At 66.9% G+C, this 26000-nt stretch carries 21 protein-coding genes; 8 read left to right on the plus strand and 13 right to left on the minus strand.

Translation table 11 applies throughout. The annotated features are described in order from the left end of the window. Nucleotides 1–79: 79 nt before the first annotated feature. Together DM480_RS14535 and DM480_RS14540 are read right to left on the minus strand one after the other, a co-directional pair. Nucleotides 80–4855 carry an ATP-binding protein gene (locus DM480_RS14535; protein WP_115380149.1) on the minus strand — a complete coding sequence of 1592 codons (4776 nt, stop codon included), beginning with the start codon at nucleotides 4853–4855 and terminating at the stop codon, nucleotides 80–82. After that, complete coding sequence (locus tag DM480_RS14540; protein WP_115380151.1) at nucleotides 4855–5496, minus strand: hypothetical protein; 642 nt, start codon at nucleotides 5494–5496, stop codon at nucleotides 4855–4857. The genes DM480_RS14535 and DM480_RS14540 overlap by 1 nt, the downstream gene beginning before the upstream one ends. Before the next feature lie 937 nt (nucleotides 5497–6433). Here DM480_RS14540 and DM480_RS14545 point away from each other — a divergent pair. The 3 genes from DM480_RS14545 (at nucleotide 6434) to mazG (ending at nucleotide 9131) form a co-directional block, all read left to right on the plus strand. Continuing rightward, entirely contained in the window at nucleotides 6434–6673 is a 240-nt protein-coding gene (locus DM480_RS14545; protein ID WP_198665853.1) for a helix-turn-helix domain-containing protein, read from the plus strand. A gap of 188 nt (nucleotides 6674–6861) precedes the next feature. Continuing rightward, nucleotides 6862–8079: an ISNCY family transposase gene (locus tag DM480_RS14550; protein ID WP_125471563.1), complete on the plus strand. Its 1218-nt coding sequence runs from the start codon at nucleotides 6862–6864 to the stop codon at nucleotides 8077–8079. A gap of 287 nt (nucleotides 8080–8366) precedes the next feature. After that, a complete protein-coding gene (mazG, locus tag DM480_RS14555) occupies nucleotides 8367–9131 on the plus strand; it encodes a nucleoside triphosphate pyrophosphohydrolase (RefSeq protein ID WP_115381401.1) in 765 nt (254 codons plus the stop codon). Here the strand turns inward: mazG and hflX are convergent. The 7 genes from hflX to dusB all read right to left on the minus strand — a co-directional run bounded on the left by hflX (nucleotide 9117) and on the right by dusB (nucleotide 18230). After that, nucleotides 9117–10406, minus strand: a complete 1290-nt coding sequence (gene hflX / locus DM480_RS14560; RefSeq protein ID WP_115380157.1) for a GTPase HflX — start codon at nucleotides 10404–10406, stop codon at nucleotides 9117–9119. The two genes, mazG and hflX, sit on opposite strands and share 15 nt — an antisense overlap. Further along, a complete protein-coding gene (hfq, locus tag DM480_RS14565; RefSeq protein WP_115380159.1) occupies nucleotides 10403–10888 on the minus strand; it encodes an RNA chaperone Hfq in 486 nt (161 codons plus the stop codon). Before hfq ends, hflX begins: the two co-directional genes overlap by 4 nt. A gap of 126 nt (nucleotides 10889–11014) precedes the next feature. After that, a complete protein-coding gene (gene ntrX / locus DM480_RS14570; RefSeq protein WP_115380161.1) occupies nucleotides 11015–12385 on the minus strand; it encodes a nitrogen assimilation response regulator NtrX in 1371 nt (456 codons plus the stop codon). A gap of 4 nt (nucleotides 12386–12389) precedes the next feature. After that, nucleotides 12390–14633, minus strand: a complete 2244-nt coding sequence (locus DM480_RS14575) for a sensor histidine kinase NtrY-like (RefSeq protein ID WP_115380163.1) — start codon at nucleotides 14631–14633, stop codon at nucleotides 12390–12392. Nucleotides 14634–14736: 103 nt separating this feature from the next. Beyond that, nucleotides 14737–16164, minus strand: coding sequence for a nitrogen regulation protein NR(I) (gene ntrC, locus DM480_RS14580; protein ID WP_115380165.1), 1428 nt, complete (start codon nucleotides 16162–16164; stop codon nucleotides 14737–14739). Further along, nucleotides 16161–17198 (minus strand): two-component system sensor histidine kinase NtrB, encoded by a 1038-nt coding sequence (locus DM480_RS14585; protein ID WP_115380167.1) that lies wholly within the window; start codon nucleotides 17196–17198, stop codon nucleotides 16161–16163. Before DM480_RS14585 ends, ntrC begins: the two co-directional genes overlap by 4 nt. Before the next feature lie 6 nt (nucleotides 17199–17204). Beyond that, complete coding sequence (gene dusB, locus DM480_RS14590; RefSeq protein WP_115380169.1) at nucleotides 17205–18230, minus strand: tRNA dihydrouridine synthase DusB; 1026 nt, start codon at nucleotides 18228–18230, stop codon at nucleotides 17205–17207. An 82-nt stretch (nucleotides 18231–18312) separates the two neighbouring features. Here dusB and DM480_RS14595 point away from each other — a divergent pair, with 82 nt between their 5' ends. The 3 genes from DM480_RS14595 to DM480_RS14605 are packed head-to-tail and all read left to right on the plus strand — an operon-like array spanning nucleotide 18313 to nucleotide 20470. Then, nucleotides 18313–19446 carry a bifunctional 2-C-methyl-D-erythritol 4-phosphate cytidylyltransferase/2-C-methyl-D-erythritol 2,4-cyclodiphosphate synthase gene (locus tag DM480_RS14595; RefSeq protein ID WP_115380171.1) on the plus strand — a complete coding sequence of 378 codons (1134 nt, stop codon included), beginning with the start codon at nucleotides 18313–18315 and terminating at the stop codon, nucleotides 19444–19446. Then, on the plus strand, nucleotides 19443–19970 hold the full coding sequence (locus DM480_RS14600; protein WP_115380173.1) for a hypothetical protein: 528 nt from the start codon (nucleotides 19443–19445) through the stop codon (nucleotides 19968–19970). The genes DM480_RS14595 and DM480_RS14600 overlap by 4 nt, the downstream gene beginning before the upstream one ends. Then, nucleotides 19967–20470: a CinA family protein gene (locus DM480_RS14605; protein WP_115380175.1), complete on the plus strand. Its 504-nt coding sequence runs from the start codon at nucleotides 19967–19969 to the stop codon at nucleotides 20468–20470. The genes DM480_RS14600 and DM480_RS14605 overlap by 4 nt, the downstream gene beginning before the upstream one ends. Here DM480_RS14605 and DM480_RS14610 read toward each other — a convergent pair. Both DM480_RS14610 and lipA read right to left on the minus strand, forming a co-directional pair. Next, nucleotides 20431–20889: a type II toxin-antitoxin system RatA family toxin gene (locus DM480_RS14610; RefSeq protein ID WP_115380177.1), complete on the minus strand. Its 459-nt coding sequence runs from the start codon at nucleotides 20887–20889 to the stop codon at nucleotides 20431–20433. The genes DM480_RS14605 and DM480_RS14610 overlap by 40 nt on opposite strands. Further along, the gene (gene lipA / locus DM480_RS14615; protein ID WP_115380179.1) at nucleotides 20876–21811 is read right to left on the minus strand and encodes a lipoyl synthase; all 936 of its coding nucleotides are present in this window, start codon (nucleotides 21809–21811) and stop codon (nucleotides 20876–20878) included. Before lipA ends, DM480_RS14610 begins: the two co-directional genes overlap by 14 nt. Before the next feature lie 116 nt (nucleotides 21812–21927). Here lipA and DM480_RS14620 point away from each other — a divergent pair, with 116 nt between their 5' ends. Further along, the gene (locus DM480_RS14620) at nucleotides 21928–22557 is read left to right on the plus strand and encodes a carbonic anhydrase (protein ID WP_115381404.1); all 630 of its coding nucleotides are present in this window, start codon (nucleotides 21928–21930) and stop codon (nucleotides 22555–22557) included. A 43-nt stretch (nucleotides 22558–22600) separates the two neighbouring features. On the opposite strand, the gene DM480_RS14625 is transcribed toward DM480_RS14620, so the two are convergent. Both DM480_RS14625 and DM480_RS14630 read right to left on the minus strand, forming a co-directional pair. Next, on the minus strand, nucleotides 22601–23374 hold the full coding sequence (locus DM480_RS14625) for a polyphosphate kinase 2 family protein (protein ID WP_115380181.1): 774 nt from the start codon (nucleotides 23372–23374) through the stop codon (nucleotides 22601–22603). Beyond that, nucleotides 23328–24764: an APC family permease gene (locus tag DM480_RS14630; RefSeq protein WP_232834030.1), complete on the minus strand. Its 1437-nt coding sequence runs from the start codon at nucleotides 24762–24764 to the stop codon at nucleotides 23328–23330. Before DM480_RS14630 ends, DM480_RS14625 begins: the two co-directional genes overlap by 47 nt. A 158-nt stretch (nucleotides 24765–24922) precedes the next feature. On the opposite strand from DM480_RS14630, the gene DM480_RS14635 reads away from it, so the two are divergent. After that, nucleotides 24923–25756, plus strand: a complete 834-nt coding sequence (locus DM480_RS14635; protein WP_115380183.1) for an AIM24 family protein — start codon at nucleotides 24923–24925, stop codon at nucleotides 25754–25756. Nucleotides 25757–26000: the final 244 nt, after the last annotated feature.

Genomic DNA, 26000 nt, shown 5'->3' on the forward strand with positions numbered 1-26000 from the left:
CTCGGGCTCTTGGGCACGGCAGACACGCTTAGTCAGTGGCAACGCTCGGAAAACGCTGTTGCTCGCGAACAGCGGGAGTCTAACGCAAAGAGCGGGTGCGATCCTGAAGCGTGAGTGCGTAGGGTGCCTCATCACGAACCATGCGCGCAATCACGTCGATCAGGGATTGTCGCGCTGCCGAATTAGCAAGAAGCTCGGCGGCATGGTCGGAGAGGACGACTCGGACGAGATCGGCGAGGGACGAACCCGCCGCGCTGCTTAGACGAGAGTCGTCCTTGTTCAGCGCCACCGCGATCCAGCCAACAGCATCGAGACGAATGTTCGCTCCCGGAGCGGCAGCGAGAAAGTCCGCGAAGGATCGAAGCGTGCTGTTGTCGTGAATAATATGCTCGGCCGCGAACTTCTCGAAGTACGGCCGAAGGGTCCCGACGTGCGCTTGGACCTTTGGGACGTTGGCGATCTGGCTCGCGGCGTCGATGCCAAGCATGTGGCGCAGGATGCTGCGCGCGCGCCACGTGCGCGATCCCGATGCCCATCCCGGCGCGAAGACGAAGGCCAGCATCGCGTCCCAGTTCGCGTTGAACCGGACGGGATCGACGTCCTTGTAGAGGCGCAGGAAGAGACAGTCGATCAGGTGCTCGAGCGTGAACTCGCCGCGCGGTCCGAGCGCGAGGATCGGCTGCCACAACGAGCGGCTATCGGCGGGATCGCCCATGGGGATCCGCGCGGCGATAGTGCGGAGCAAGGCGAGCCCGAAATCGTCCAGGCGGTCGAACCCATCCCCGTCCGACATGTCGCCGTCGGGATCACCGCGCAGCAGCCAGTCTTGGAACCTCCAGACCATCACGATGATGGCGCGGTGCTCAGGCAGCTCCCCCGCGTCCGGCACCGCGTCTTGGTTCAGCGCCCAGTCGAACAGCGCGGCGAGCAAGTGCGAGGCGAGACCGGCCGAATACCGCCGACGCACGCGTCGGCCTTTGGTCGGAGCCGGGAGCTGACCGAACTTCCGCCTGTACCGGGAACGCCACAACCGATCGACGCGACCCGCCATCCCGACGAGATCCATCACTCGACGCGAGGCGGTGGACGACAGCCTCCGGCGCGACAGCCACCGCCGCCACCGCAGAAGGGTCGAGAACGAGGCGAGGTTCTCCCATTCGCTAGGGCGGAGGGCCTCCAAAGCGGCCGCCAGGACTCCCGCTTCGACGATCGCTTCGTACCGCCGCCCCAGTTCCGCGCGGACGCCGCGGGCGGCCGCGACGGCAGACCGGATGACGGCTACATCACCGGTGGCGATGCCGTGCGTGACGATGCGCTCCCACCGTCCGGGATCCGGCAAACCCCGGGCGAGCGCATGGACCGCCGCCACCGACGCCCAGGTCAGATCGGGGCCGTTTGCGAGCCGGTCGTCGACCTCGCCGTTCTGTCCGGGGTCGTGGCGCACGGACCTGTCGAGGATCGATCCGAGCCGCTCGATCCTGGCCGCATCGCCAGCGATCCAGCCGCTCGCGCCGACGAAGAGGACGGTGGCGACCGCGACCTCGATCATTCGGCGACCGCCTTCCGGAAACTCTTCGAGACCGTTCTCGTCGTCCAGCAGGAGATAGACCTGCGACGCATCCTCGTCCGCGATGGTCATCCCCAGCATGCCCTCGAAGCGGTTGAGCACAGCTCGCAAATTCAGCGTCGCCGGCTGGACGGGTCGCAAAGCCTCAATCTCGGCCGCGAGGTCCGCAGGATATCGCAGAATGAGGCCCGGTTTGCCTTCGGCGTCCACCTCCTCGTGCCAGTTCGCGGGTTCGAGCTCCGCCACTAGCGCCTTCTGGCGGAGCGCCATGTCAGGCTCGGCTTCGGGCCAAGCGGCGATGGCGGCCCGTACCCGAACGTCGAATTCGGGATCGCCCTTCCTGCGGTCCCGGACGACCTCCATCAACGACGTGAGGCGATGCGGCGACTGCTCCCATTCGAGCCCGATCGTCCGCATTGCCTCGCCGGCGCGCATCCAGGTGAACGCATCTGTCCACATCCGCCTCCCCAGCCTGCCGCGCTCCGCCATGAGAAGCTGCGGGGACGTCAGGAGCGGCGCCAATTCGCCCTTCAGAAGCTCGGGCCGAAGCTTCGCGCAGTCGGCGAGAACGCCCAAAACGGCGGCGGACGACGAGGTCGAGAGGAGCTCCTCGAGAACCGGACTCACGTCCTCACCGGCGTTTATCCGCATCCAGAGCCGGCGTTCGAGTGCGTCCAGAGCGGAGTGCAGCTGGCTCGCCGACGAACTCCGTGCATGCGACCAGTCGAGCACCTGCCAATCACCGACGTAGTCACGGGTGACGCCGTCTCCGAACGCTAGGCGGTACGATCCAGGCGTCTCGCCGGCGTCGTCCGCCCATCGCTCGGTGCAGAAGTCGACAAGCCGGACGAGCGCCGACAGCACCTCGGAAGAGCCACCCACCAGGAACGGGAAAAAGGGGCTGTTCCAGAACAGGGTCGGCTGGTCGTCGTGATCAGAATTCAGGCCGAGCCTGCGGTCCACCCGGAAGCCGCTCCGGTCCTCCCGCGGCTGGTCGTCGATGATGCACGCCAGCAGGACCTCGGCCGCGACACCGGGCGAGACCCGCATAAGCGGATTGAGCGCACCCTGCCTGAGCACGGCGGCCCGGAAATCGTCGTCCAGCCGTCCCGAAGGACCCATGGGCCAAGGCGGGAGCTTGCGATCGAGCACGAGCGTCAACGGCGGCTTGGAGCGCGGCCGCGCCGGCAGCCGCGATAGGCGCTCCTCGCAGGTCCGGCGCGCGCGATCCTCCTGACGCAGCGCGTTGACGCGCGTCTGCGTGGTCGCCGACAGGTCGCGGCGCCGCGCCATCTCGAGCGCGAACTCCTCGACCAGCGCCCTCCTGTCGCCGGCGCCGGCCAGGGCCGCCGTGAACAGTCCGGTCTCGTCGTCGGAATGTCCGCCGTAGGAGGCGCGCGCGAGGTTGGACACCTGCCTGACCCTGGCGGTGTCGAGAGCCAGCTCGGCGATCTCTCCGCGCCACAGGACGGCGCGCCCGCCGACCGCCGTCGGCACCTTCGTCAGCCAGGTCTCGCAGGTCCGGGCGACCGTTGGCGAGCCCAGGATACCAATCTCGGCTCGGTGCTGGACGAGGAAGCGGACCATCGGCGACCACGCGGTCCAGACCGGCGTCCGCATGTTCGCCTCGGCATAGAGGCGGACGTCGGGGTCGTCGGAGATCGGCGGTCCGGGCGAGGTCGCGACATGCAGGAAGCGCGAGAGCAGCCGATCGAGCAGCCGACCATCGTCCGCCAGCAGCAGGTCGATACGCTCCGACAGCAGCCGGTCGGCGATCGGGTCCAGGCACAGCGCGTCCAGGAGGACGTCGCTGGCCGAGACGAGGCTGCCCTCGCGCGCCGCCGCGAATGCCCAGCCCCATGCGTTCCGGCCGCGCACCTGCTCGCGAAGCAGAAACTGGCCGAACAGCCTGAGCGCGGCCACCCAGAGCGGCTGGTGGGCGAGAGCCGCCCACCTCGCTACGTCCTCCGCGAATTCCTTGAGGTATTCGTACCGCGCCCAATCGGACGCGAGGTCGTGCTCGAAGCTCAGCCGGTTTCGATCGTCCTGGCGGATTGGCATCCGCTGCCGTCCCGCCTTCCAGGCCATGCGGTCCTCCTGGTCGAGATTGGTCAGCCCGACGCTCCGTTCATAGTCCGCGTCCCGGATCGCGAGGCGGACCATGAAGCCGTGAAGGTCTGGATCACCGTTCGTCCAATGCGCCCACAGCCTGTCCGCGATCTGCGGCCGCGTCGCGATCTGGCCGGCGCCTGACGCCGCGAATTGCGGTCCGGCGGACATGACCCAGCCGAGGGTCCGCAGGTTTCCGAGCGCCGCGAGGAACTGGTCGTCGAACGCATGCTGGCTCAGCGCAGGATCGTTCAGAAGTGCGGCCTGCACCTGCGCCGGCTCGAGCGGCAGCACCCGCACGGTCGAGCCTGCAAGCACGCCGACCAGCGGATCGAGATGCACCTCGAACCCCGCCTGTTGACCAATCGCCACGACCTTCCATCCGGATCCGGAAGTGCGATCCCGCGCGAGCCTCTCGATGAGCTGGCGAAGCCTAGCGATCGCAGTCGCATCCGCGCGCTCGAGCGCGTCGAGCACGAGGATGTTGACGCCGGACGTCGCCGTCGCGAGCAGGTCGCCCAACGGCGCCGTCAGGCCCAGCGCGACGCGTTCGGCATCACTAAGGGCACTCCGCAGCGCCTCCGGACCCAGCCACACCTGCCGCGCCTGCGGGAACGCCTCGTCGAGGGCCGCGCGGACCAGCGCCGATTTGCCGACGCCGGATTCCCCGGTGACCAGGCAGAATCCCACTCCGTTCAGCGCCGCTATCAGTTGGCTGCCGTCGCGTGCGACGACGGTTCCGTCCGGCAGGGCGACCTCGATCGTGTCGCGCTGGTCGCGGGTCAGCGCGGCCAGCCGGTCCCATGACCGGAAGATGCCCGGATGACCGTATTCGACGCGCGCGGCGATCTCGGCCTCGTGCTCGCTGCGCCAAGCCCGCAGTCTCTCGATCGTCGCGAGCGAGGGGTTGTCGTCGATCCACTTTCCGTGGATCGCGCACATCCAGATGCCGTTCGATGCATGCCTGCGCTGCGCGGACGTGAGGGCCGCGTCGTACCGCTCCCCGCCCTTCGCGGCCGCAGAGATGTGCGCCGCGACCCCGGTCATGGTCACGCCGCTCGCACGGTCGGAAGACGGGCCGACGGTCAGACGATCACAGTTCGGATACGAGCACACGTACGCCACGCGCTCGGCGATCTCGCGCTTCGTCGATACCGAGAAATCGTCCCGGGCCGACATCAGACAGCACGCACGAGGATGCGCCTCCGCTCAACCAGGGTCATCGTCCTCCGCGGGCGCGCCATAGGTCTGCTCCGCGTCGAACTCGGCCTGCGCGCGAGCCCTCTCCACCTCGGCCGCCGCCGCCAGTGGAAGCGGCGGTCCGGTCCAGGCGCGTGGCGGATAGGCGTCGCAATTAACCAATCCTCCAGTTCCTGGTAGATCGCGCCCAATTCGCTCTCCACCTCCCTGAACTGCGCTTCGAAGTCCTCCTTCAGACGGCTGCGCTCCGTCTGATCAAGCAGCGGCAGAACCTTCGCACCCCAGCGGTCGGTCACCCTGTCGTAGGCCGTGACGCCGAAGATCGTGTGCGTTGCCGCGTTCCGCGTGACCGCCGCCTTGTCCAGTCGCCGGATCGAAGGGATCAGGCGATCCCGCTCTTTGGAGGTTAGATCAACCGTCTTGGCCACACGGGCCAGCATCTGGCGCTGTGCGTTGTCGGACCTCGAACCGAAGAAGATGACGTCGGCAAGAGGAGATTCGACGCCGGTCAGATGCGTGAAGGCGCGCAGCAGTTGGTGAACCGCGCGGTTCCAACCGAGCGTGACCACACCGACCAGCATGGCATGATCACGCCGCTCCTTCTCGCCCAGCCCGGCCATTGCGATCTCTTCCTCCGGTGTCGCGGTCGATACTATACTCAGCCCACCTTCTTTACGACCATAACACGTCTTGAAACCCGGGCCGAGCAAACAGAGGACGGGTGAGGCCGATGTTGCCTGTGACGAATGGCGGCTTTCGGGATCAGCGGGCGACTAGCTGAATGACCGAATTTAGACGCGCAACTGCCGCCTGCATGACCGTGAACAAACGACCGCTAACCGCCCTCCCTTCTCCAAAGCAGTCAGGCGGCCTTCCCCAGAAGCGGTCACTTTCCCCCTCTGCCCACGGTCAACGATGGGCTGCATGAACCCTCAGCGGCGCTTCGGGAGAAGCTGGTCGAGGAGGCTTGGATCGCGCCAGAGATACTCCTTGAGCGGGTGCATACGTGGCCTTCGCGCTCCCTTCCCCCTCAAGGCAGGCGTACCTCATCGGAGCGCCCGGTGCATGAGCCGGAGCGTAACCGCTAGCGTCACCGGAGCCGCGCCACCCAGTCGCTGACAGTTGGCAAGTCTGGCTGGAACGTCCGTATCGCCGCCCGTCCGAAGCGTCCTGACGGAACGCGCGGTCGGATCAGCTTCAGTCTCAAGCAACGGATCTGAAGTCGGAGGTGACTCGGAAGTACTGCAAGTGTTTGCAGGTCTAGACAGCGGTACATCTCATCAAAACGACGTCCGATCGGATAACAGGAAAAGGCGTCGAAGCTAGAAATGAGCTGCAAAGCTAATCCGTAAAATCCTGACACGCTCAGATTGGGTTAGGTTCGAGTCATAAACTACATCTCGCCTTCCAATGTCGGCTTCTATTCTGTGCGGAGAGCTTGACTAGCAAGGCTGGTAGCCTCTAGCAGTCACCTGACCGATGCAATCACTTGTAACGAGTGGCTCTCGGCGCGGACGAAGGGAGCAGGACCGGGCGTGGCTGGAGTCTCAAAATCTGGTGATCAACGATCGGCAGCATGCCCGCATCAAGAGCGCGTTGGCGCTGCGCGGCACGACACTGTCCAGCATTGCGCGTGATCTGGGCGTGGCGCCCGGAACGGTTTCGATCGTCAGTCGCGGATTTCGGCGCAGCAGGAGGATCGAACGCGCGATCGCCGACGCTCTGACGACCACTCCTGCTGCGCTCTGGCCTGATCGCTATCCGGATCAAATCGAGATGGGAGGCGCCATGCGGTGATGTGACCGGTCAGCCTCGCCTGGCGCTTAGGTAAAAGAAAAGGCCACACCCTGGCAGGTGCGGCCCTTTCGAAGCCTGGTGTAGTCCACGCACGCTTCTGCCTGATTCCGGGAAGTACGTCAAGCGACGAGCTTCGTCGCTCGCTTCCCCGCGCCTCCATTGCAGCCACTCTGGCAAGGAGCTGAGAAGTGGAAAGCGAAACGCATGCTCGTCATCGAAAGAGCGTGAGGAATGAAGATGTCGCCGTTCTTCGGCAGAACCCTATTCGCCAACTCATCAACGAAGGAAATGTAATACAAGGTCGGGTGCTGAGCGCTTCCATGCTGCGTCGGGTCGAAGCCTTCACGCTCGTAAACGCAGGCGTGTACTCGATCGAAGAGGCCATGGCCCTGCTGAGCCTGGCCCGGAGCACTGTTTACAGACTTCTCGACGAGTTCAGGCGCGGCGGTGCTGAAGCCGTGTCCACGGCTGCGATCAGAAACAGCAACGCTAGGGCCTATCCAGCGGACTTCCGAGCCGATGTCCTGAATATCATCCGAGAGGAATACGCCGACTACGGCCCACAGCTGATTAAGGAGAACCTTGAAGAGAATCATGACATCCGCCTTGCGCGCGAGACGATCCGCCGGTGGATGCTAGAAGCTGGCTTATGGGTAGCAGATCATGCGGCCAGACGTCTCCTGCACAAGCCAAGGAAGCGGATGCAGCGTCCTGGAGAGCTCGTTCAGATCGATGGGTCCAACCACGACTGGTTCGAAGGGATAGGCGAGAGGTGCACCGCCATGGTGTTCGTCGACGATGCGACCGGTCGTACTCAAGTGATGATGTTTCCGTCGGAGAGCGGCCATGCCTACTTCGCGTCGACCTACCAGTACATCGAGGCGAATGGTCGTCCGTTGCGCTTCTACACCGACAAGTACACCGCGGTGTACGTCAGGGATGGTAAGACGAGTTGGGGCAAGTCGATGAACCGGCTGAACATCCTCCACTCCGCCGCGAACTATGCGGAGGGCAAGGGTCGAGTCGAGAACAGGCATCGCACGCTTCAGGACCGGCTGGTGAAGGCGTTCCGAAAGGAGGGGATCTGCTCGATCGATCAGGCGAACGCCTTCCTGCCTTCATTCTTGGCGCGCTTCAACGAAAGGTTCTCGAAGGTGCCGGCGCTGTCCGAGGATGCGCACCGCCCGATCATTCCACCGATGGATCTCGATCGAGCCATGTCGATCGTCGAGGAACGGCGAGTGACGAGGCAGCTGGTGTTCACCTATGAGGGTGCTCGGTATGTGATCCAAGCGACTGCTCGTGAGGCACCATCGATCGGACCGCGCGTAACGGTTGAACGTCGCGTCAACGGCGAGCTCGCGGTCTACGGCACGGCCGGTTTACTCAACATTCGGCGGGTATAGGCAAAAGCCGTAAAAGGGGTGACCGGGCCCGCTGCTTGCGCAGCGGGTCCTCCGACACACAGAACGAAAGATGTGAGGAGAGGTCCCCTTCTCACCTCTGTCTCGCGAAGCAAAAAGGCTCCATGCCACCGCCGCCGCCAGCGCTTTGATCCGCGCGACGGCGGTGGCATGAAGCCTTCCTGCAACGCAAGGCGCGCACTCTCACGGCCCAAGGAGTCTCATTTCGAAATGGCGGAGAATGTCTCTTTTCGTATGGGTTTTAACATTGAATGCCGGCGGGGGACGTGATGCAGGATGTGAAGATCGACCGTCTCGTTGCAATTATGGCCCGCCTGCGCGATCCTTCGCACGGATGCGAATGGGACGTCGCGCAGACTTGGGCGACGATCGCGCCGTACACGATCGAGGAAGCCTATGAGGTTGCCGACGCTATCGCGCGCGACGACGTCGGCGATCTGAAGGACGAACTGGGTGATCTGCTGCTGCAGGTCGTCTTCCACAGCCGCATCGCCGAGGAACGCGGCGCGTTCGACCTTAATGATGTCATCGACGCGATCAGCGACAAGATGGAGCGCCGGCATCCACATATCTTCGGGGATGAGCCGACAGGCGGCCATCACCGCTGGGAAGAGGTCAAAGCGGCCGAGCGCGCGGCCAAGGGGGCGTCGAGCGCGTTGGACGGCGTCGCGACCGGCCTGCCCGCGCTGCTCCGCGCCGAGAAGCTGCAGAAGCGTGCCGCCCGCATCGGTTTCGATTGGCCGGATGCCGACGGACCGCGCGCCAAGGTGGTCGAGGAGATCGCAGAGGTTGCCAATGCAGCCGACGCCGACCATCGCGAGGAAGAGATCGGCGACCTGTTGTTCGCCGTCGTCAACTGGTCGCGGCACCTCGGCATCGACCCAGAAGCCGCGTTGCGCCGTGGCAACGCCAAGTTCGAACGGCGCTTCCGCGCGATTGAGCAGGCAGGCGGAGAGGGCTTCGCCTCGCTTAGCCTCGAGGAGAAAGAGGCGCTGTGGCAGCGCGTCAAGGGCGCGGGATCAGTGTCGCTGTAGGAAGCGTTCGTAATCCCGCTCGGCCAGGCGGACCTCATATTGCGTCTGCAGCCCCTCGCTGCTCTGCCCGAGCACCTCGCCATTCGCGTGGAGCCAGGCAGCACCGGCGCCGTCGGCCGCATCGAGCGTAATCCAGTACCGGCGATGCCCCGTGGTGAGCTTGGCGGCGACCTGCGTGGTCAGGGTATCGACGCCCTCCCCCGTCAGCGCCGACAGCGCGACGACATCGTCGCGACGCGCGATCTCGCCGAGCAGGTCGGCGCGCGCATCATTGTCGAGCAGGTCGAGCTTGTTCCACGCCTCGAATCGCGGCGTCGCCTCAGTCACGCCGATGTCGGACAGCACCGCCTCGACGTCGGCGCGCTGCGCCTCGGTATCGGGATGCGCGATGTCGCGGACGTGGATCAGCAGATCGGCCGATACCACCTCCTCCAGCGTCGCCTTGAAGGCCGCGACGAGCTGCGTCGGCAGATCGGAGACGAAACCGACCGTGTCCGACAAAATCGCCTTGTCGATTCCGGGCAGCGAAATCTGACGCAGCGTCGGGTCGAGCGTCGCGAACAGCAGGTTTTCGGCCATGACGTGCGCGCCTGTCAGCCGGTTGAACAACGTCGACTTGCCGGCATTGGTATAGCCGACGAGCGCGATCACGGGCCAGGGCGCGCGCTGGCGCCGCTCGCGATGCAGGCCGCGCGTGCGGCTGACCTGTTCGAGTTCACGGCGCAGGCGTGCCATGCGGTCGCGGATCATGCGCCGATCCGCCTCGATCTGCGTTTCGCCGGGACCGCCGAGGAAGCCGAAGCCGCCCCGCTGCCGCTCGAGGTGGGTCCAGCTGCGCACCAGCCGACCCGCCTGATAGTCGAGGTGCGCAAGTTCGACCTGCAGGCGTCCTTCCGCCGTCGCAGCGCGTTCGCCGAAGATTTCGAGGATCAGGCCGGTCCGGTCGATCACCTTCGCGCCGAGCCCGGTTTCCAGATTACGCTGCTGCACCGGCGTCAGGCTGGCATCGAACACGACGAGGTCGGCCTCGTCCTGCCGGACCTGGACCGCCAGCTGTTCGACCTGGCCGCTGCCGATCAGCGTGGCCGGCTTGGGCTGGCGGACGCGCACCGCGACGCGATCGGTGACGACGAGACCGATCGCCGCGGCGAGCCCCGCCGTCTCCTCAAGCCGCGCCTCGGCGTCGCGATGCGCATCGCCCTGATCCGGCAGAACGATGAGCGCGCGACCGCCACGGCTGAAGTCGTCACGGTCGCGATTAAAGCCCGTGCTCACTCGCCGTCTTCGTCCTCGTCGGCCAGGTTGAGCGGCCGCGACGGCTGGATCGTCGAGACGGCATGCTTGTAGACGAGCTGCGCCATGCCCTCGCGCTGAAGCAGCATGCAGAACAGGTCGAAGCCCGCGATCTGCCCCTGCAGCATCACGCCGTTGATCAGGAACATGGTGACGGGATCTTCCGCCTTGCGCACGGCGTTCAGGAAAATCTCCTGCAACAACGGTTGCTTACGCTGCGCTTCGCCCACCGATTCGACGATCGCGGCGATGTCCATCGTGCCCGACGGCATGATCGTCGAGATCGCATGCTTGTAGATCAGCTGCGACTGGCCGTCGCGGCGCAGCAGCACGGAGAAATTGTCGAACCAGGTAACGATACCCTGCAACTTGACGCCCTTGACCAGGAACATGGTCACCGGGGTCTTCGACCGGCGCAGCGCATTGAGGAACAGGTCCTGGAGAGACCCTTGCTTTTCGGCCATGGATCAGCCCTTCATCTTATTGGCGGGCCGTTCGCCCGCTGTCGCGCCGTTTCCCGGCGTCGGATGCCGCCCTTCGCGGGTGGCCCGTCCTATCTATGAACGCCGACGCCCCGCGTCCACCCGCGATCACTCCTCGCGCAGGTCGGTGATGCCGAGCAGCTTGAGCTTGCGGTGCAAGGCCGATCGTTCCATGCCGATGAAGCTTGCCGTCCGGCTGATGTTGCCCGAGAAGCGGCGGATCTGCACGCGCAGATATTCGCGTTCGAACGTCTCGCGCGCCTCGCGCAGGGGCGCTCCCATGATCGCGCCGCCTCCTCCCAGATCGCCCTGCTCGCCGAGCACTTCGGCGGGGAGCAGGTCGAGGTCGATCCGGCCGATCCGGTCGCCGGGGGCGAGGATGATCGTCCGCTCGACGACGTTGCGCAGCTGGCGGACGTTGCCCGGCCAGTCGTAGGACTGCAGCGCGACCATCGCGTCGGCGGCGATTTCGGGCGTCGGTACGCGGCGTTCGGCGGCATAATGCGCGATGAAGTGCTGGACGAGCGCTGGAATATCCTCACGCCGTTCCGACAAGGCGGGGATCGCGACGGGGACGACGTTGAGGCGGTAATAGAGGTCTTCACGGAACCGGCCCTCGGCAATTTCCAGCGTCAGGTCGCGCGAGGTCGCGGAGACGACGCGGACGTCGACCTTGACAATGCGCGTCCCGCCGATCCGGCTGAAGCTCTGGTCGGTCAGCACGCGCAGGATACGCGCCTGCGTCGCGACCGGCATGTCGGCGATCTCGTCAAGGAACAACGTTCCGCCATGCGCCTGTTCGAGCAGGCCGGGGCGGACGAGGTCGCCCCCCTCCTCCACGCCGAACAGCTCCTCCTCGACGCGCTCCGGCGTCATCCGCGCCGCGCTCACGATCGTGAAAGGCGCGTTGGCGCGATTGCTCCAGCCATGCAGCAGGCGCGCTGCGACCTCCTTGCCGACGCCCGCCGGTCCCATGATGAGCACGCGGCTGCCGGTGGCCGCGACACGCTTCAGCGTCGCGCGCACGGCGTTGATCGCGCCCGAACTGCCGGTCAGGTCGTTCTCGCGCCCCGCCACCGCACGCAGCGATGCGACCTCGCGGCGCAGACGCTCGGTTTCGGTCGCACGCGCAACGAGCAGCAGGAGACGTTCCGCTTCGAACGGCTTTTCGATGAAGTCGGAAGCGCCGCGGCGGATCGCGGCGACCGCGGTATCCAGATTGCCGTGGCCCGAGATGACCAGCACCGGGATCGATGGGTCGCGCCGCTTGATCTCGTCGAGCAGGTCGAGCCCGTCGAGCCGCGAGCCCTGCAGCCAGACGTCGAGCAGCACCAGAGACGGGCGCCGCGTCGCGATCGCCTCCAGCGCGGCGTCGCTGTTCGCCGCGACACGCGTCTCATAGCCTTCGTCCTCGAGGACGCCGGCGACCAGTTCGCGGATGTCGTGTTCGTCGTCGACGACGAGGATGTCGAGCGCCATGGGGTCAGGTCCGATCGGATGGGGTGAAAACGGGAAGCCGGCCCTCCCCCGCCGGCGCGGGCGCATCGGCGCCCTGGTCGAGGCGGCGCAGCGCCGCGGCGTCGAACGCCATGCGCACGACGGTGCCGCCACCGTCGCGGTCGGCGAAGGTCATCGTGCCGTGATGTTCCTCGACGATCTTCTTGACGATGGCGAGGCCGAGGCCGGTGCCGCGGGCGCGCGTCGTCACATACGGTTCGACGATCCGGTCGCGCTCGGGGGGCAGGCCGATGCCGGTATCCTCGACCTCGATCGACAGCAGATCGCCCTCCTCGCGCATCCGCATCGTCACGGCGCCGCCGCCATCGCCCTTGCTTTCGATTGCTTCGACCGCGTTCTTGACGATATTGAGCAGCGCCTGGCTCAACTGGCGCCGGTCACAAACGAGCGTCGGCATGCTCGCCGGATGATCGAAGGAAAAGCGGATTCCGGGATGCGCCACCTCGTGCAGGAACAAGGCCTGGCGACCGATGTCGACCGCGGATTCCTCGCGGAACACGGGTTTCGGCATGCGGGCGAAGGAGGAGAATTCGTCGACCATCCGCCGAAGGTCGCCGACCTGCCGGACGATCGTGTCGGTCAGCCGGGCGAAGGTCGTATCCTCCGCGTCGATCTTGCTGCCGTAACGGCGCTGCAAACGCTCGGCCGCAAGCTGGATCGGGGTGAGCGGGTTCTTGATCTCGTGCGCGATGCGACGCGCGACGTCGGACCAGGCGGCGCGGCGTTGGTCGAGCAATTGCTGCGTAATGTCGTCGAAGGTCAGGATCGGCCCCGCCCCCGTACGTGCGATACGCACGGCGAGTGTCAGCGGTTCGCCCGGCCGCGCGATCTGCACGATCGCCTCGCGATCCCCCGAAGCGACGAAGTCCGCCAGTTCCGGCGCGGCGTCGGCGAGCTTGCGACCGACCAGGCCATGCCCCTGCTCTTCGCCAAGCAATTCGGTGGCGGAGTGGTTGACGATGCGGATGACGCCATCCGGCGCGGTCGCGACGACGCCCGCCGACACCCCGGCCATCACCGCCTCGATCAGCGCGCGCCGCGTTTCCGCCGCGGCATTGGCCTCGACCAGCGCATTGGTCTGCTCGCCGAGCCTTTCCGTCATGCGGTTGAAGGCATTGGCGAGCACGCCGATCTCATCGGCGGTGCGTGGCTCGGCGACGCGCGAGGTCAGGTCGCCGCTCGCGACGCGGTCCGCCGCAGTGACGAGCTCGCCGACCGGTTTGGCCAGCCAGTCCGCGACACGCAGCGCGATCCACGTCGCCAGCCCGACGATCAGCAGCGCGACGCCGAACAACGCGAGGTTGAAGCGCAGCTGCAACGTACGCGCGCGTGCCTGGAGACTGTCGTACGCCGCCAGCTGCTGCGTCGCGGCCTGCGTCTGGTTGTTCAGGAATTCGACGTTGTTCGGCGTTGCGACGTACAGGAACGTGTTCTGCGCGCGATCGATCGGCGTCACCACCCACAGCATCTGGCTGTCGTAGTTGGTGAAGCTCTGCTGGCCGGTGAGCTGATTGAGGTCGCGGCCCGTGACGCGCTGGCCGAAGACGCGCGCAGACGGCACCGCATACCCATAAAGCGGCTCGACCGTGCTGCCGTTGACAACCTTGAAGATCAGCGCCTGGTACAGGTTGCGGTTGTAAGTCTGCTGAAGCAGCATCGCCTGTAGCGCGGCATTGTCCTTCGGCACGGTCGGAAAGTCCGTGTGCAGGTCCTGCGCCATCTTGCGCGCCTCGCCGGTCCAGCGTTGGATGACGAGATCCTGCCCCTGTTTCGCCAGCGCGATCGTCGCGTTGAAGGCGCCGCGCGCTCGCTCCGAGCCCCAGAACTGGATGCCCGACTGGAACATCACCGATGCGGCGACGACGGCGAGGATGATCGGCACGCTCGCCATCAGCGAGAAGATCGCGACCAGGCGGACATGGAGCCGTCCCCCGCCCGCAAATCCCGTCGCCGCGGTGCGCCGCAGCGCGATCCGCCGCCCGACCAGTGCGATGAGCAACACCGCCCACAGCAGGTTCGCCATGAGCAGCGTCGCGGCTACCGGTGGGCTGAGCAGCGTATCGGCCGATTTGGTGCCCGCGATCAACCGCCAGGTGACCAGGACGATGAGGAGTGCCGCGCCGCCAGCCGCCGCCTCGACCGCGGGCGTGATCCGAAGCCAACGATGCTCCGGCGGAGGAGCGTGGGAGGGCGTCGTGGACGCGGTCATTGCAACCTGTGTACAACACACATTGTTGCACGGAAACCACAATCTTCACTGACCCAAATCGGCAAACTGCGCCGGCCAGGTCAGGAAAATGCGAAAAAGCCAGTCATTCCTCCGCCTTGACCGGGATTTTCAACGTATCGAGACGCTTGCGTAATGTGTTGCGGTTGAGCCCCAGCGCCTTGGCAGCGCGCAACTGGTTGCCGCCGTGGCGGGCGAGCATCCCCTCGATCAGGGGACGTTCCACCTCGCCGATGACGCGGTCGTAGAGCGTGCCGTCGTCGAGCGCGCCGGGACGTTCACGCGCGATCCGTTCGATCAGATGCTGCACCGCCGCCGAGATCTCGGGCACGGCGCCATCGGCCGCCCCCGTCGGCGTGCCGAGCATCGTGCGGATCGCCTCGACGTGGATCAGCTCGTCGCGCGCCAGGGCCGCGAGGCGCCGCATCAGATTTTCGAGCTCGCGTACGTTGCCGGGCCAGTCGTGCGCGGCGAGCGCAGCCTGCGCCGCGTCGGTCAGGCGGCGGCGCGGCAGTCCCTGCGCCGCCGCAATCTCAAGGAAATGGCGCGCGAGCAGCGGCACGTCCTGGCGCCGTTCACGCAACGCGGGCAAGGCGATCGGCACCACGTTGAGCCGGTAGAACAGGTCTTCGCGGAACTGACCAGAGGCGACCTGCGCCGCCAGGTCGCGGTTGGTGGCGGCGACGACACGGACGTCGGCGCGCTGCGCCCGCGCACCGCCGACGGTGGTGAACTCCCCCGACTGGAGCACGCGCAGCAGCCGCGTTTGCGCCTCCATCGGCATGTCGCCGATCTCGTCGAGGAAAAGCGTGCCGCCCGCCGCCTGTTCGAAGCGGCCGGCGTTGCGTTGCCCGGCGCCGGTGAACGCTCCGCGTTCATGGCCGAACAGCTCCGCCTCGATCAGGTCGCGTGGGATCGCCGCCATGTTGATCGCGACGAACGGCGCGGCGCGCCGATGGCCCAGATCGTGGATCGCGCGCGCGACGAGTTCCTTGCCCGTTCCCGATTCGCCCGACACCAGCACGGTCAGGTCGTTCGACACGACGCGCGCGATGATGCGATAGACGTCCTGCATCGCCGGCGATCGCCCGATCAGCGGCAGCGCGGGGTCTTCCGCCTCGTCCGTCTGCGGCACGGCGGTGCTGCGCGCGAGTGCGCCGGCGACCGCGCCGGTCAGCGCGTCGAGGTCGAACGGCTTGGGCAGATATTCGTACGCGCCGACCTCGTTCGCACGTACCGCGGTGGTCAGCGTGTTTTGCGCCGAAAGGATGATGATCGGCAGCTGCGGCAGCCGCGCGCTGATTTCCCGCACCCGCTCGATCCCGTCGCCATCGGGCAGGACGACGTCGGTGACGAGCACGTCGGGCACGCGCGTCGCGAGGATGCGATCCAGCTGCGCCAGCGTCTCTGCGGTCTGCACGTCGTGGCCCGCGCGGCGCAGCGCCTGGCTGACGACGGTGCGGATCGCGGCGTCGTCGTCGACGACGAGGATGCGGTTGACCGCGCGGGTCACGAGGCCGCCCGCGGCAGCAGGAGGCGCAGGATCGTCATCTCGGGGGTTCCTTCGCGGGCATATTGGACGATGCCGCCCATGTCGCGCATCAGCTTGTCGACCAGCGCGAGGCCGAGCCCCTGCCCCTCCGGCCGGCCGGAGACGAACGGGTCGAACAGATGGTCGGCGATGTCCGCCGGCGCGCCGGGGCCGTTGTCGATCACGCAGATCTCGATCGGCAGCGGCACGCGCGGACGCCCGGCCGCGGCGCTGACCGACATGCCATGGCGATAGGCGGTGGTGAGGATCAGGCGCGGCTGGCGGACGATACGCGTCGCCTCCTGCGCGTTCTTGAGCAGGTTGATGAGAATCTGCAGCAGCGCGTCGCGATTGACGAGCGCGGGCGGCAGCGACGGGTCGAAGCGTTCCTCGATCGTCAGCCCACGCGCGAAACCGGCCAACGCGAGCGTGCGCGCGTGGCCGATCAGCGGATAAATGTTCTCCGCGGCGACCGGGCGGGGGCGCGTGTCACTGAAATCCTGCATCCGGTCGATCAGCGCGGCGATCCGGTCGACCTCCGTCACGATCAGCGTGGTCAGTTCGCCCGCGCCGATCAGCTGCGCCGCACCGCGGATACCCGACAGCGGGTTCTTGATCTCATGCGCCAGCATCGCCGCCGCGCCGCTCGCCGCGCGGGCACCCGCAACGCGATCGGCCGAATGGCCGAGGCCCCGCGTGCTCGCCGCGGCATGGAGCGAGATGACGCGCCAGCCAGGATAATCGCCCAGCGTCACGGCGGCATAATCGACGCGGATGCGCCCGCGCGGCGTCGCGATCTCCACGTCATAGACCGCCAGGCCATGCCCGTCGCGACTGCTCTTCTCCGGCGGCGGCAGGATCGCGGCGAGCGGCTGGCCGCGCATCACGCGTTCGGAGAGGTTGAGCAGTCCCTCCGCCAGCGCATTGGCATGGACGATGCGATCCTCCGGGTCGACGACCAGCGTCGCCACCGGCAGCGCGGCGAACAGTTCGGCGAAACCCGGACGCTCCGCCAACGGTTTTCAGGCCGCTTCGGGGAGTGCCGCGGGGCGCAGCGAGGGCTGGCCGCGAAACGGCGCATAGAAGTCGGCGAGCATGCGCTGCACGACCTTCGCATCGGGTTCCTGGTTCACCGTGTTGCGGAACTCGGCCGACCCCGTCAGCCCCTTGGTGTACCAGCCGATATGCTTGCGCGCCATGTTGACGCCGGTGTGCGTGCCGTAGTGGTCCAGCATTGCCTCGTAATGTTCGGCGATGGTGCGATATTGTTCGTCCATGTCCGGGTCGGCACGGCGCTCGCCGGTGGCGAACCAATGCATCACCTGCCCCAGCAGCCACGGCCTGCCATAGGCGCCGCGGCCGATCATGATGCCGTCTGCGCCCGATTGTTCGAGGGCAATTTCGGCATCCTCGATCGAGCAGATGTCGCCATTGGCGATGACGGGCAGGTCGACCGCCTCCTTCACCCGGCGGATGAAGCCCCAGTCGGCTTGTCCCTTGTACATCTGGTTGCGCGTGCGGCCATGGACGGTGATGAGCTTGACGCCCAGGTCCTGCGCGATGCGCGACAGCTCGGGGGCGTTGAGGCTGTCGTGGCACCAGCCTATGCGCATCTTGAGCGTCACCGGCGCCGACACCGCCTTGACGATCGCGTCGATCAGGCTGGCGGCGAGCTTCAGATCGCGCATCAGCGCGGAGCCCGCATCGCCGTTCGTCACCTTGCGCACCGGGCAGCCCATGTTGATGTCGATGATCGCCGCGCCGCGATCCTCCGCCAGCTTCGCCGCCTCACCCATCTCATAGGGCGTACAGCCGACCAGCTGCATCGACACCGGCTCTTCGGAGAGATGCCATGCCGCCTTTTGGATCGACTGGCGCGTCTCGCGGATCGCCGCCTGGCTGGCGATCATTTCGGTGACGTTGAGGCCGGAGCCGTAGCGGCGCACGAGCGTGCGGAACGGCATGTCGGTGACGCCGGTCATCGGGGCCAGCACGACGGGCTGCTCGATCCGTACCGGACCGATCTGAATGGGGGCGAGGGTTCGCATCGATCTGCCTGAAAATCGGGCACGCCTTACCCTCCCCGGCCGATGCTGGCAAGGCGCAGCGACGGGCGCTACGGCGAGCGGCATGAGCGAAGGACTTCGAACGGCGGCGGTTATCGTGGCGGCGGGCACGGGCACGCGCGCGGGCAGCGCACTGCCCAAGCAATATGTGCGTGTCGGCGGCAAGGCGTTGCTGGCGCATGCGTATGACGCCTTTTCGGGTCATCCGGCGATCGATGCCGTCGTGGTCGTCGTCGCGCCCGAGATGGCGGACACGGCGCGTGCGCTGCTCGGCGATGTCGCGCTGGTGGCGGGCGGCGCGAGTCGGCGCGAGTCGGTGGCGAACGGACTCGCCGCGATCGATGCCGAGCGTGTTCTCGTCCACGATGCCGCGCGCCCGTTCACACCCGCGGGCGTGATCGACCGCGTCGTCGCGGCGCTGGACGCGGCGGAGGGCGCCTATCCCGTACTCGCCGTCGCGGACACGCTGGTGCGCGACGGGGCGGTGGTGCCGCGCGATGGCCTGTCGCGCGTGCAGACGCCGCAGGGCTTTCGCACCGACGCGCTGCGCGCCGCCCACGCCGCCTGGCCTGCCGGTGAAGAGGCGACCGACGATGCGCAGATGGTCCGCCGACTTGGCGGACGCGTCGTTCTGGTGCAGGGCGATCCCATGCTCGACAAGGTCACGCACCCCGAAGATTTCGCCGCGGCGGAAAAGCGCCTGGCATGGGAGACGCGCAGCGCGTCCGGCTTCGACGTCCACCGGTTGGAAACGAGCGAGGAATTGTGGCTGGGAGGCGTACTGATCCCGCACGACAAGGGCCTGTCGGGGCATAGCGATGCGGATGTCGCGCTCCATGCGATCACCGACGCCCTGCTCGGCACGATCGCGGCAGGCGATATCGGCACGCATTTCCCACCGAGCGATCCGCAATGGAAGGGCGCCGAGTCGGGCCAGTTCCTGCAGCATGCAGCGAAGCTGGTCGGCGAGGCTGGCGGCCGCATCGACTTCATCGATCTTACCCTGATTTGCGAAGCGCCGAAGATCGGCCCGCACCGTGCCGCGATGCGTACGCGGATCGCAAGCCTGCTGGCGCTGCCCGAAGCGCGCATCAGCGTGAAGGCGACGACGACGGAAAAGCTGGGCTTCACCGGCCGCGGCGAAGGCATCGCCGCGCAGGCGATGGCGACGATCAGCCTGCCGGAGCAGCCGCGATGAAGCCCCCCCTTGCCCTTGCCGCATCGATGCTGCTGTTCGTGCAGCCGGTCGCCGCGCAGACCCGTTGCCTGACCGCGCTCGAGGCGGAGGCGGTGACCATGGTCGCGCTGCCCACGATCCTGGAGCAGACGGGCGTCGTCTGTGCCGCGCGCCTGCCCGCCGCCAGCCTTCTACGCCAGAGCGACGGACCGCTGTTGTCGCGTTACAAGGATGCCGCCGAGCGCGCTTGGCCCGCCGCGCGCGCCGCGATCGTCAAGCTCAGCGATCCGCTGATCGATGGCCTCCTGCAATCCGATTATGCGCGCCCGCTGTTGACGGCGGCGATCGCGCCGTTGCTGGTCGGGCGGATCAATCCGGCGGATTGCGGCACGATCGATCGGCTGGTGACACAGCTCGCACCGCTGCCGCCGCAGAATGCCGCGGGCGTCATCGTCACCACCCTGGGCTATCTCAAAGCGGAAAAGGCGAAGGGGAAGGACAGCGCCGTGCCCGACCTGCCGCTATGTGCAGGAAGCGCGCGATGATCGACAGCATCCTGCCCGCCGAACTGATCGCCGCCGCGACCCGGGTGATCGAGGCGAACCGCGCCGCCGGGCGCACGATCAGCATCGCCGAAAGCTGCACCGGCGGGCTCGTCGCCGCGGCGCTGACCGAAATTCCCGGATCGTCCGACGTTTTGGGCGCCGGCTTCGTCACCTATTCGAACGAGGCGAAGCGCGCGCTGCTGAAGGTCAACGCCGACGTGCTCGACACGTTCGGCGCGGTATCGATCGCCACCGCCTGGGCGATGGCGCAGGGCGCGCTGAACGCGAGCGGCGCGGATGTCGCCGTCGCGATCACCGGCGTCGCCGGGCCGGGCGGCGGATCGGCGAAGAAGCCGGTCGGCACGGTGATCTTCGCCCGGGCGGAAAAAGGCGCAGACCCCGCCGACGTCCATGCCGACATGAAGGCGTTCGGTGACCTTGGCCGCGGCGGCGTGCGGCTTCAGGCGGCGCTGGTCGCGCTGGAGCTGCTGCTGCCGTAGAGCGCGGCGGCGCGATCTTCGAACGCACCGATCATCTTGCGCAGCGCCATGCCGAATACCTGGCCGGCGAGCATCTCGAACACGCGGTTCTTGAACGCGAAGTCGACGGTGAAGTCGACTGCGCACCCCGCCCCGTCGGGACGGAAGCGCCAGTCGTTGTGGAGATACTTCAGCGGGCCGTCGATATATTCGACATGGATGTGATCGGGGCGCGTCTTTTCGACCTTCGACGTGAACGTCTCGCGCAGGCCCTTGAAGCCGACGATCATGTCGGCCAGCGTCGCGGTGTCGCTGTCCTGGCGGACGCGCATCGCGCTGACCCAGGGGAGGAACTCGGGGTAGCGCTTCACGTCGGCGACGAGGTCGAACATCTGTTCCGGCGTGTAAGGCAGCCGACGCGTCTCGCTATGCTTGGGCATGGGCCTTGCCCGTCAGCTTCGCCTCGCGCGCGGCCTTCATCTTCGCGAAATCGTCGCCCGCGTGGTAGCTCGATCGCGTCAGCGGCGAGGACGCGACGAGCAGGAAGCCCTTCGCGCGCGCGATCGAGGCATAAGCGGCAAACGCCTTCGGGTTGACGAATTCGGCGACCTTCGCGTGGCGCGGTGTCGGCTGCAGATACTGGCCCATCGTCAGGAAATCGATGTCGGCGGAACGCATGTCATCCATCACCTGATGGACCTCCAGCCGTTCCTCGCCGAGCCCGAGCATGATGCCCGACTTGGTGAAGATCGACGGGTCGAGCTTCTTGACGCTCTCCAGCAAACGCAGCGACGCGTAATAGCGCGCGCCGGGCCGGATCGTCGGATAGAGCCTGGGCACGGTTTCGAGATTGTGGTTGTAGACGTCCGGCCGCGCCGCGACGATCGCCTCAACCGCCGCTTCGTGCTTGTTGCGGAAATCAGGGGTGAGGATCTCGATCGTCGTCGTCGGGTTCGAGCGGCGGATCGCCTCGATCACCTTGACGAACTGCTTCGCGCCGCCATCGGGCAGGTCGTCGCGGTCGACCGAGGTGACGACGATATGTTCGAGGCCCATCTGCGCCGCGGCATCCGCGACGTTCTGTGGCTCCATCGGATCGACCGCGCGTGGCATGCCGGTCTTGACGTTGCAGAAAGCGCAGGCGCGCGTGCACGTGTCGCCAAGGATCATCACGGTCGCATGCTTCTTCGACCAGCATTCGCCGATGTTCGGGCACGCCGCCTCTTCGCACACCGTCGTCAGGCTCTTTGCGCGCATCAATTCGCGCGTCGCCGCGAAGCCGGCGCTGGTCGGTGCCTTGACGCGGATCCAGTCGGGCTTGCGCTGCCGCTCCGGGCGCGCCACCGGGGTCATCTCGTTCATGGGCGCGAGATAGCGCCTGTGCGCCCACGAAACAACGCGTGTGACACGAAGTGTTGCTATGGGACCGGAAAGGCCCTGACGTGCGTTAGCGCGCCGAACCACAAATGGAGGATTTCGTGACCGACTTCGCCGACATGATCGACGGGTACCGCCGCTTTCGCGCCACCGGATGGGCGCAGCAACGCGAGCGGTGGGACGAGCTGAAGGACGGGCAGAGCCCGAAGGTGATGGTCATCGCCTGCTCTGACAGCCGCGTCGACCCGTCGCAGATTTTCGATGTGTCGCCGGGCGAGATCTTTGTGGTGCGCAACGTCGCCAACCTGGTCCCGCCATATGAGACGGGCGGCGGCCGCCATGGCGTCAGCGCGGCGCTGGAGTTCGCGGTGACGCAGCTGCAGGTGCCCGAGGTGGTCGTGATGGGCCACGCCTCGTGCGGCGGCTGCGCGGCGGCGTTGTCGGGCGCGTTCGAGGGGCACCAGCCCGGCGAGGGCGGCTTCATCGCGCATTGGGTCGACCTGCTCGACGAGGCGCGCGACAAGGTTCGTGCCGAGCATGGCGATGGCCCCGAAGCCAAGCGTGAGCTGGAGCATGAGGCGGTGCGCGTCAGCCTCGCCAATCTGCGCACCTTCCCCTTCGTTACCGAGCGTGAGGCGGCGGGCACGCTCCGGCTGCGCGGCGCCTATTTCGCGATCGCGGACGGCGTGCTGCACGTGATGGACGACGACGGCGCCTTCGCCCCGGCGTGATCCCGGTCCGCCGGCCGCTTAGGTCGCGGCCGGCGGATACCGCTCAATCCAGGCGCAGCGCCGTTCGGGCGACACGTTCGAGTTCGGGATCGAGCGACGGCGGCGTCATGTCGACATGTGCCTCAAGCTGGTCGGCGATGGCGGTGAGCGCGGCGATGCGGCCGGACTTCTTGTCGTCGCCCGCGATAACCGTCCACGGCGCGCCGCCGGTATCGGTGCGGGCGAACATGTCGTGCATCGCCGCGAGATATTCGGTCCGGCGCGCGCGATTGCGATAATCGTCCGGCCCGGTCTTCCACCGTTTCCACGGATCGTCGAGCCGCGCCTTCAGCCTTTTGTCCTGCTGCTTCTGGCTGACGTGGACAAAAAGCTTGACCAATGTCGTGCCACCCTCGACCAGCGTCGCCTCGAAGGCGTTGATTTCGTCATAGGCGCGTCGCCATTCCACCTCGGTCGCATAGCCCTCGACCCGCTCGACGAGGACGCGGCCGTACCAGCTGCGATCGAACACGGCGATATTGCCCGGCTGGGGCAGGCGTGTGCGGAAGCGCCAGAGGAAATCGTGGCGCTTTTCCTCGTCATTCGGCGCCGCGATCGGGAATACCTCGTACCGGCGTTGGTCCCAGCGCTGGGTCAGCCGTTCGATGATCCCGCCCTTGCCCGCTGCGTCCCATCCTTCCAGCATGACGACGGCGGGACGATCGTGGACGATATGCGCGACGAGGATGTGCTCGAGGCGCTTCTGCAACGCCTTCAGATCGGCGGCATAGTCACCCTTGTAATGGTGCGCGTTCTCGTAATCGTTCAGGTCGATCATCCGTCACCTCCGGCACGTGAACGCGCCACGCGCCGCGACGACGCAGGACGAACCAGTAATAAGCCGCCGATCCGGCAATCTGCAGCCCGGTGACGATCAGCCCCGGCCGCCCCTCCTCAAGGTCGAGCCAGTTGGTCCAGGCGACATAGCCCAGCGCCAGCAGCGTCGCGACCGGTGCGAGCGGATAGAGCGGCATGCGATAGGCGGCGTGCGCGGTGGTGCCGCGCTGCCGCCCCGCGATCGCGGCGACCGCGATGCCGGCATAGATGGCGACCAGCCCAGTCCCGCTCAGCACCATCAGAAAGGTCAGCGGCAGGAAACAGCACGCCACCCCCACCCCGCCGACGATCAGCGTGCCGACCCAGGGCGACCCGAAGCGCGGATGGATCATCGCCATCCAGGTATCGAGCGGGCGCCCCCAGCTGCCGTCGCGCGCGGTACCGTAAAAGAAGCGGGCGCAGGCGAGGATGCAGGCTATGATCGCGTTGACGATCGCGATGACGACGCTGACCGCGATCGCATCCGCCATCCAGCCGCCGGCGCGCATCCGCGCCAGCAGGCCAAACGGATCGCCGGCGGTCAGCGTGGCGTGCAGGTCGGGTGTCCCCATCAGGAGGGCGATCGTCGGCGCGATCTCGAACACCAGGGTCAGCACCAGGCTGGCGAGGATCGCCTTGGCGATGAGGCGCGAGGGTTCGCGCATCTCCTCGCCGAAATAGACCGCGGCGCCGTAGCCGTTGAGCGCGAAGATCGCGATCGAGGTGGCGAGGCCGACCGACGCCGCGCCGGCGGGGACGAGCGCACCGGCCGACGGCATGACGGGATGGAGCAGCATCGCGCCGAGGGGATGCGTGACGTCCGCCAGCCCGAGCGCGGTGACCGCGATCAGCGCCAGCACCTCGCCGAGCAGGAAAAGCCCCGTCAGCCAGGCGTTGACCCGGATTTCCAGCAATGCGATCAGCGTCGATGCGGCGACCACCGCCACCGCAATCGGCACCGTCGGCAGGCCGGGATAGATCGTCGACAGCACCGCACTGATCCCCAGCGCCGCGACGGGCGGGAAGAACAGATTGTTGAAGACGTTGACGCCGAGCATGACGAACCCGGCAAGCGGCCCCAGGGTCTGCGCGACCGCGACATATTCGCCGCCGGCGACCGGCCAGGCGCTCGACAGTTCGGCATAGACGAAGGCGGTGGCGACGCAGACGATCCCCGCCAGCACCATCGCCCAAACCGCGCCGGTGCCCGCGACCTGCAGCATGCCGGGCACGATGACGAAGACGGACGAGGCAGGGGTGGCGACGGACAGCGTCAGGAACAGGACGCCCATCATGCCGAGGCTGCGGACGAGCGGCCGCTGCGCCCGGGGAAGCAATTGATCGTCCAGCATCGTCCCCCGCATCTACCCCGACAGGCGTAGTGGCATGGTTAACGCGTTGGGAAAAGCCCGCGCCGGCGCCCGGGGAGCATTACGCAGACTCGCGGCATCCCCCGTTTCCGTACCGTCCGCAGTGTGGCATAGGCGTAGGACACGTTCGGGAGACGACGATGGCCTACGAAAGCCCTTGGCAATCCACGCGCCGATCCGGCGGCGCGGACGACATCGACTTCGAGATCAAGGGTGAGGAACTGCAATTCCTCGAAATCGAGCTGGACCCAGGCGAGAGCGCGGTGGCGGAAGCGGGCGCGATGGTGTGGAAGGATGCCGACATCGCGATGGCGACGGTGTTCGGCGACGGCAGCGACGCGCAGGGCGGCGGGTTCATGGGCAAGCTGCTCGGCGCGGGCAAGCGACTGGTGACGGGCGAGAGCCTGTTCACCACGGTCTTCACGCATCAGGGCCATGGCAAGGCCCGCGTCGCCTTCGGCGCGCCGACGCCGGGATCGATCCTGCCGATCCGCCTGTCCGATGTCGGCGGGCAGCTCATTTGCCAGAAGGACGCGTTTCTCGCCGCGGCGAAGGGCGTGCAGCTGGGCATATACTTCCAGCGGCGCATACTGACCGGGCTGTTCGGCGGCGAGGGCTTCATCATGCAATCGCTGACCGGCGACGGATGGGTGTTCGTCCACATGGGCGGCACCGTCGTCGAGCGGACGCTGGCGCCGGGCGAGGAACTGCATGTCGATACCGGCTGCCTTGCCGCGATGACGGCGGATGTCGATTTCGACCTCGTTCCCGTGGGCGGGGTGCGCAGCGCGCTGTTCGGTGGCGAGGGGCTGTTCTTCGCGCGGCTGCGCGGGCCGGGGCGGGTATGGATCCAGTCGCTGCCCTTCGCGCGGCTCGCGGGACGGATGCTGGCGGCGGCGAATGGCCGGGGCGGCAATCGCGGCGAGGGGTCGGTGCTCGGCGGGCTGGGCGACTGGGTCGGCGGGAACGACTAGGCGTACGGTCGGGCGAGGACGCACGTCTCCCGGCCCGGTGAAAGGTCGCAAAAGTCGCGGTCTTTAACCCTCGGCGGTGGCCGTCCTCCGGGGCCGGCCGATCTGCGTACCATGCGAAAGAGCCGCGACGTGACGCTGTACCAGATGGGTTCATAGCATGGTTGCGACGTGTAGGAAAGGGCATGGCGTGCCTAAGATGCGGTGCACTTTTACCTTTTTTTACAAAGCTTTATGAACCAAATCT

Origin of the sequence: Sphingomonas sp. FARSPH (assembly GCF_003355005.1) — a bacterium.
Classification (GTDB): Bacteria; Pseudomonadota; Alphaproteobacteria; order Sphingomonadales; family Sphingomonadaceae; genus Sphingomonas.